We start from the raw sequence: 7,794 nt of genomic DNA, 5'->3' as shown, positions 1-7,794 counted from the left end.
GGAGGCGTCGATGAAGTCACCGGTGAGCGAGTTGAGCACCACGTCCACGCCGCGGCCCTCGGTGGCGCGCCGGAACGCGTCCTCGAAGTCCAGCGTGCGGGACGACGCCAGGTGCGCGTCGTCGATGCCCCGCGCCCGCAGCAGGTCGCGCTTGCCATCGCTCGCCGTCGTGTAGACCTCGGCGCCCAGGTGCCTGGCGATCTGGAGCGCGGCCATGCCCACGCCACCGGCACCGGCGTGCACCAGGACCCGTTCGCCCGCCCGCAGTCCGGCCAGGTCCACGAGCGCGTAGTACGCGGTCAGGAACACGGTCGGCACCGAGGCGGCCGTCGCGAACGACCAGCCCGCCGGGATCGGCGCCACCAGCCGCCGGTCGACCACCACGGCCGAGCCGAAGCCGCCGTTGGTGATGCCCATGACCCGGTCGCCGGCCCGGAGGTCCGGCACGTCGGCGCCGACCTCGGTGACCACACCCGCGACCTCGCTGCCGAGCGGCTCGTCCGGGTCGGGGTACATGCCCAGGGCGTTGAGGACGTCGCGGAAGTTCAGGCCCGCCGCGCGCACCTCGATGCGGATCTCGCCGCTCTCCAGCGGACGCTCGGCGTCCGGGAACGGCACCAGGCGCAGGTTCTCCAGGGTGCCCTTGGCCGTCGAGTCCAGGTGCCAGGCGCCGGCCCGCGGTACGGCCAGACCGGTGTCCGCCCGCGACAGCCGGGCGGCGTGCGGCTTGCCGTCCCGGATGGCCACCTGGGTCTCGCCGGCGGCGAGTGCCGCGGCGAGCGGGCCCGCCGCCACGTCGGCGGCGGGGTCGGCGTCGACCAGCGTGATCCGGCCGGGGTTCTCCGCCTGCGCCGAGCGCACCAGGCCCCAGGCCGTGGCGGCGGCCAGGTCGGCCACGTCTTCGCCGGACCGGGCGCCGACGGCGCCGCGGGTCAGCACCAGCAGTTCGGAGCCGGCGAACCGCGCGTCCCCCAGCCAGGTCTGCACCTGCTCCAGGATCCACCGGCCGCACCGGTGGGCCGCCTCCACGACCGGTCCTTCCTGGGCCGTCACGGCCAGCACCACGGGCCAGCCGGCCTCGGGCCGCACGTCGGCCAGGTCCTGGTGGACCGGTACGCCCGGCAGCCACGGCACCCGGGCGTCCGGGCCCGCCACGACGGGGCCGAGCACCGTGTCGAGACCGCCGGTCTCCCGGGTCTCCGCGGGCAGCCCGGTCCACTCCACGGCCAGGACGGTCTCGTCCTGGCGGTCGGCGGCGGCGGTCAGTGTCTGCGGCGTCAGCGGGCGCATCACCAGCGACCCCACCGACAGCACCGCGCCACCCGCCGGGTCGGCCACCAGCACCGACAGCGTGTCCGGGCCGGTGGGCGTCAGGCAGGCCCGCACCCTGGTGGCGCCGGAGGCGTGCAGCACCACGTCCTCGAAGCTGAACGGCAGCCGGCCGAACTCGGCGGGTGCCAGGTCCGCGAAGAGCGAGGCGTGCAGGACCGAGTCGAGCAGCGCGGGGTGGATGCCGAACGCCCCGGCGCGGCCCCACTGCTGCTCCGGCAGGTCCACCTCCGCGAAGACCCGGCCGTCCCGGCGCCAGGCGCGGGTCAGGCCCTGGAACGCCGGGCCGTACGCGAAGCCGCCGTCCGCGGTCCGCCGGTACACGTCGCCGCTCTCCAGCGCCTCGGCGCCCGCCGGCGGCCACACCCCGGCCAGCGCGTCGAACCCGGTGGGCTCCACCGTCGTCGTGCCCTCCACGACACCGGCGGCGTGCCGGAGCCAGGGCCGGTCGCCGCCGCCGTCGGGGCGCGCGTACACGGTGACCGGGCGGTGCCCGTCCGCCAGGGCGCCCATGACGATCTGGATCTGGACGCCGCCGCGCTCGGGGAGCACCAGCGGCGCCTCCACGATCAGCTCGGTGACCCGGCCGCACCCCACCACGTCGGCGGCGTGGACCACCAGCTCCACGAAGCCGGTGCCGGGGAAGAGCACCACGCCCCGCACGGCGTGGTCGGCCAGCCACGGCTGGGTCCCGACCGACAGCCGCGAGGTGAACACCACACCGCCGCCCTCGGCCGAGGACAGCACCGCGCCCAGCAGCGGGTGACGTACCTCTTCCAGACCGGCGGCCGTGACGTCGGCCGCAGCCGTGCCGCCCTCGGGCCAGTAGCGGCGCCGCTGGAACGCGTACGTCGGCAGGTCCACCGCGGTGGGCGTGGAGCCGGCGAACAGGCCGTCCCAGGAGACCGGCACCCCGTGCGCGAACAGGTGGGCGGCGGAGAGCAGCAGGCGGGACGTGCCGCCCTCGTTGCGGCGCAGCGTGCCGGTGACCACGGCCCCGTCGCCGAGGGTGTCCTGCACCGGAACCGTCAGCACCGGGTGCGGGCTGATCTCGACGAACACCGAGTGTCCGGCCTCGGCCAGCGCGCGGTTGGCGTCCTCGAAGAGGACGGTCCGCCGCAGGTTGCGGTACCAGTAGGCGGCGTCGAGCCCCGCGGTGTCGATCAGTTCGGCGGTCACCGTCGAGTACATCGGCACCGAGCCCGATACGGGCCTGACGGGGGCGAGGTCCTCGGCGAGCCGCTGTTCGATGCGCTCGACCGCGGCCGAGTGCGAGGCGTAGTCCACGGGGATCCGCCGGGCCCGTACCCCGGCGCTCTCGCAGTGGGCGAGGAGTCCGTCGAGCGCGGCCGGGACGCCGGAGACGACGACGGAGGCGGGGCCGTTGATCGCGGCGACCGACAGCTCGTCGCCCCAGCGGCCGAGGAGCTCCTGTGCCTGCGCCACCGGCAGCGGTACGGCGACCATGCCGCCGTCGCCGGCCAGTTCCTCGGCGATGGCCCGGCTGCGCAGGGCGACGACCCGGGCGCCGTCGGAGAGGGTCAGCGCGCCCGCGACGCAGGCGGCGGCGATCTCGCCCTGCGAGTGGCCCACCACGGCGGCGGGGCGGACTCCCAGGGACTGCCAGACGCGGGCCAGCGACACCATCACCGCCCACAGGGCGGGCTGCACGACGTCGACGCGGGCGAGCATGTCCTCGTCGTCCAGGGCGTCGAGCAGCGGCCAGTCGACGAACTCGGCGAGGGCGTCGGCGCACTCGGCGAGCGCCTGGGCGAACACCGGCGAGGACTTCCGCAGTTCGCCGGCCATGCCGACCCACTGGGCGCCCTGGCCGGGGAAGACGAACACCGGCTTGTGCCGGCCGGCTTCGGCGACGCCCTCGGCCACGTTGGCGGCCGCCTCCCCGGCGGCCAGTGCGCGCAGGCCCTCGGTCAGCTCGCCGCGGTCGGCGCCGACGACCACGGCGCGGTGGTCGAACAGGGAGCGGGTCCGCAGCAGCGAGTACGCCACGTCGGCGGCGCCCGGCCCGGCGTCCCGCTCCACCCGCTCCAGCAGCCGGGCCGCCTGTGCGGCCACGGCGTCGGCGGACCGGCCCGAGAGCACCCACAGGAGGGCGCCGTCGGCGACGCGGACACCGGTGTCCGGGGTCTTCCCGGCGGCGGGGGCGTCCTCGGCGGCGGGGGCGGCTTCCAGGATCAGGTGCGCGTTAGTGCCGGACACACCGAAGGACGACACGCCGGCCCGGCGCGGGCGGCCGGTCCCCGGCCACGGCTGCTCCTCGGTGAGCAGCCGCACGTGGCCCTGGCTCCAGTCCACGCGCCTGCTCGGCTCGTCCACGTGCAGGGTCCGCGGCAGGGTGCCGTGGCGCATCGCCTGGACCATCTTGATCACACCGGCGACACCGGCGGCGGCCTGCGAGTGACCGATGTTGGACTTCACGGTGCCCAGCCACAGCGGCCGGTCCTCGGGGCGGCCCTGGCCGTAGGTGGACAGCAGCGCCTGCGCCTCGATCGGGTCGCCCAGGACGGTGCCGGTGCCGTGCGCCTCGACCGCGTCGACCTCGGCGGGCGAGAGACCGACGGCCGCCAGGGCCTGGTGGATCACGCGCCGCTGCGACGGGCCGTTGGGGGCGGTCAGGCCGTTGGACGCGCCGTCCTGGTTGACCGCGCTGGACCGCACCACGGCCAGCACCCGGTGCCCGTTGCGGCGGGCGTCGGAGAGCCGCTCCAGGACGACCACACCGGCGCCCTCGGACCAGCCCGTGCCGTCGGCCGCCTCGGCGAACGCCTTGCAGCGGCCGTCCGGCGCCAGGCCGCCCTGGCGGGTGAACTCCACGAACCCGGCCGGGCTCACCGCCACGTTCACGCCGCCGGCGATGGCGAGGGAGCACTCGTCCGAGCGCAGCGCCTGACCCGCCCAGTGCATGGCCACCAACGACGACGAGCACGCCGTGTCGACCGTCACCGCCGGGCCTTCGAGCCCGAGGGTGTAGGACAGCCGGCCCGAGATGACGGACAGCAGCCCGCTGGTCATCCGGTGGCTGTCGGTCTCGGGCAGGCCCTCGATCGCCTCCAGGTAGCCCGAGGAGGACGCCCCGACGAAGACACCGGTGGCCGAGCCGGCGAGCGTCGCCGGGTCGATCCCGGCGTGCTCCAGCGACTCCCAGGCCACCTCCAGCAGCAGCCGCTGCTGCGGGTCCATCGCCAGCGCCTCGCGCGGGGATATCCCGAAGAAGCCGGCGTCGAAGTCGGCCACCGCGTCGACGAAGCCGCCCTCGCGGGTGGACGTCGTGCCGGGGGCGCCCTCCGGGTCGTACAGCGCGTCGACGTCCCAGCCGCGGTCGGCGGGGAAGACCGACACCGCGTCGGTGCCCGAGGCGACGAGGTCCCACAGATCGTCCGGGCTCGTCACCCCGCCCGGGTAGCGACAGGCCATGCCCACGATGGCGAGCGGCTCGTCCTGCTTGCTCTTGATCTCGTTCAGCTGCCGCTGCGCCTCGCGCGAGTTCGCCACGGCCGTCTTGAGATAGGAACGCAGCTGTTCTTCAGTGGCCATTGAAGGAAAGTCCTCGAATTCCCGTTGTCACTCGTGGTCGGCAGTCGACGAAGAATCGGACATCCAGCTGCTTTCCTGGTCGACCATGGAGAACAGTTCCTCGTCGGAGGCGGCGTCGATGTCGTCCCGCTGCGCGGCGGCCGGTTCGCCGGCGGTCGAGAGCACCTGCCGCAGCATCGCTTCCAGCTCGTCGCGGACCGCCGGGTCGGCGGCGAACGCCTGCAACCGCTCCCTCAGCTCGTGCAGCCCGGCCGCCGCGGCCCCGTCGCCGCCCAGTTCCCCAGCCAGGAGGCCGACGAGCTTGTTCGGGCTCGGGTAGTCGAAGACGAGCGTCGCGGGAAGCGCGAGACCGGTGATCTTCTGGAGCCGGTTGCGCAGCTCGACCGCGGTCAGCGAGTCGAACCCGGCGTCGCGGAACGCCTGGGCGGGGTCGACGTCCCTGGCGCTGTCGTGGCCGAGGACGGCTGCGGTGTGCCCCCGGACCAGGGCGAGCAGCTGCTCGCGCCGCTCCTCGTCCGGCAGCGCCGCCAGGCGCTGGACGAACGCGGTGTCCCCGGCCTCCTCCTCGGCCGCCGCCGGCGCCGGGGCGGCCTCGGGGAGCAGGGCGAAGAGGTTGCTGGGCCGCGCCAGGGTGAAGGCCGGGGCGAACGTGGCCCAGTCCGTGTCGGAGACGGTGACCGTGGTCTCGTCGTCCTCGACCACCCGCTGGAGCGCGGTGATGGCGAGTTCGGGCGCCATGGGCGAGAGGCCGAGCCGCACCAGGTAGTCGTGGCCCTCGGAGTCGCCCGCGGCCATCCCGACCTCGGCCCAGGTGCCCCAGGCCACCGAGGTGGCCGTACGGCCCCGCGCCCGCCGGTACTCGGCCAAGCTGTCGAGGCAGGCGTTGCCCGCCGCGTAACCGCCCTGGCCGCTGCCACCCCACGAGGCGGCGCCGGAGGAGAACAGGACGAACGCGTCCAGCTCCATGCCCTCGGTCAGCTCGTCCAGCAGCAACGCGCCGCCGACCTTGACCCGCAGCTCGCCCGCCAGCTGGTCGGGCGTCATGGCCTCCACCGGCGTGAACGCGTTGCCCACCCCGGCGGCGTGCACCACCGCCCGCAGCGGCAGGTCCGCCGGGACGGCCGCGAACGCCTCGGTCAGCACCGACCGGTCGGCCACGTCACCGGCGAGCACGGTCACCCGCGCCCCCGCGGCTTCGAGTCCGGCTCGCAGGTCCGCCGCACCGGGGGCGTCGGCTCCCCGGCGCGACAGCAGCACCACGTGCTCGGCGCCCCGGTCCACCAGCCACCGGGCCACGTACCCGCCCAGGCCGCCGGTGCCGCCGGTGACGATCGCCGTGCCGCTGGTACGCCACGGCTCCGCTTCGCCGTCCCGGCCGGCCGCGTGCACCAGCCGGCGGGCGAGGACGTCCGAGGAGCGGATGGCGAGCTGATCCTCGCCGTGGTCCGCGGACAGCACACCGGACAGCCGGGCGGCCACGGTCTGGTCGACGTCCTCGGGGAGGTCGACCAGACCGCCCCACAGACCGGGCAGCTCCAGGGCCGCGACGCGGCCGAGGCCCCACACACCGCCATGCCAGACGCCGTCCACCCGGTCGCCCGGCCGGGCCGCGACCGCGCGGCGGGTGACCACCCACAGCGGCGCTGACAGCCCGGCCTCGCGCGCCGCCTGGACCAGGCGCAGTGTCGCCGTGACCCCGGCCTCCTCGGCGGGCGGCAGCCACACCACGGCGGTGCGGCCGACGCCCTCGGCGGCCAGCCGCCCGGCGGTCGCCGCGCCGGCCTCCAGCACCGTCACCTCCGCGCCCAGCGCGGCCACGACGTCCGAGACCCAGGGGTCGTCGCCCGCGGGCCTGACCACCAGCAGGCGGCCCGCCGCGGCGTCCCGCGGGATGCCGTCGACCGGGACCCACCGCTGGTGGTAGCGCCAGTCGTCGGCCGTCATCTCGCGGCGGCGGCGCTCGCGCCAGTCCAGCAGGGCCGGTACGACATCCGAGACCGCCGCGTCGTCGACGCCCAGCGACTCGGCCAGCCGCCCGCCCTCGACGGACTCCCAGAACAGGGCGTCCAGCGGGTCGCGGCCCGTCGCCCGTCCGGTCTCCGGGGCGGCCGTCTCCGGCCAGTACCGGCGCCGCTGGAAGGCATAGGTCGGCAGCTCCACCCAGCGGGGCTTCCGCCCGCCGGACAGCTTCTCCCAGTCGACCGGCACGCCCTGGACGAACAGGTCACCGGCGGCGAGGAGCGCGGTCTGCAAGCCGTCGCGGTCCTTGCGCATCAGCGCCACCGTGACCGCGTCGGCCGCGTTCGCCTGGGCCAGACCGGCCACGACCCCGTCCGGACCCGCGTCGACGAAGGTGTCCACGCCCTGCTCGGCCAGCCACGCCAGCCCGTCGGCGAACCGCACCGCCGAGCGCACCTGCCGCGCCCAATACTCCGGTGACGCCATGTCCGCCGGCTCACCCGTCAGGTCCGACACCACGGGAATGCGCGGGGGCAGGAAGGTGATGTCCGCGAGGGCCGCCGTGAAGTCGTCCAGCATCGGCTCCATCAGCACCGAGTGGAAGGCGTGCGACACCCGCAGCCGGGTCGTCTTCACACCTTGCGCCGTGAAGTGCTCCCCGACGGCGACGACGGCGGTCTCCTCGCCGGACACCACCACCGAGCCCGGCGCGTTGACCGCCGCGACCGACACACCCTCGGTCAGGTAGGGCAGCACATCCTCCTCCGGGGCCGCGATGGCGACCATCGCACCCCCGGCGGGAAGCGCCTGCATCAACCGGGCACGCGCCGCCACCAGCCGGCACGCGTCCGCCAAATCGAAGACGCCGGCCACATGGGCGGCGGCCACCTCACCGACCGAGTGCCCCAGCAGGTACTCCGGCTCCACACCGAAGGACTGAAGCAGACGGAA

Annotated in this window: 2 protein-coding genes; both read right to left on the bottom strand. The window is 75.4% G+C overall.

Going from position 1 to position 7,794, the window contains the following annotated elements; genetic code table 11:
• On the bottom strand, nucleotides 1–4,884 hold a 4,884-nt coding region (locus ACH47Z_RS46600), incomplete at its 3' end, for a beta-ketoacyl synthase N-terminal-like domain-containing protein (protein WP_399086547.1).
• A 27-nt stretch (nucleotides 4,885–4,911) separates the two neighbouring features.
• A partial coding sequence (locus ACH47Z_RS46595; protein ID WP_399086544.1) for an SDR family NAD(P)-dependent oxidoreductase occupies nucleotides 4,912–7,794 on the bottom strand: 2,883 nt, incomplete at its 5' end.

The organism is Streptomyces sp. NPDC020192 (assembly GCF_044388685.1).
In the GTDB taxonomy this organism is placed as follows: Bacteria; Actinomycetota; Actinomycetes; order Streptomycetales; family Streptomycetaceae; genus Streptomyces.
Note: the sequence above shows the minus strand (reverse complement) of the source record. Positions and strands in the feature narration are given on the sequence as shown.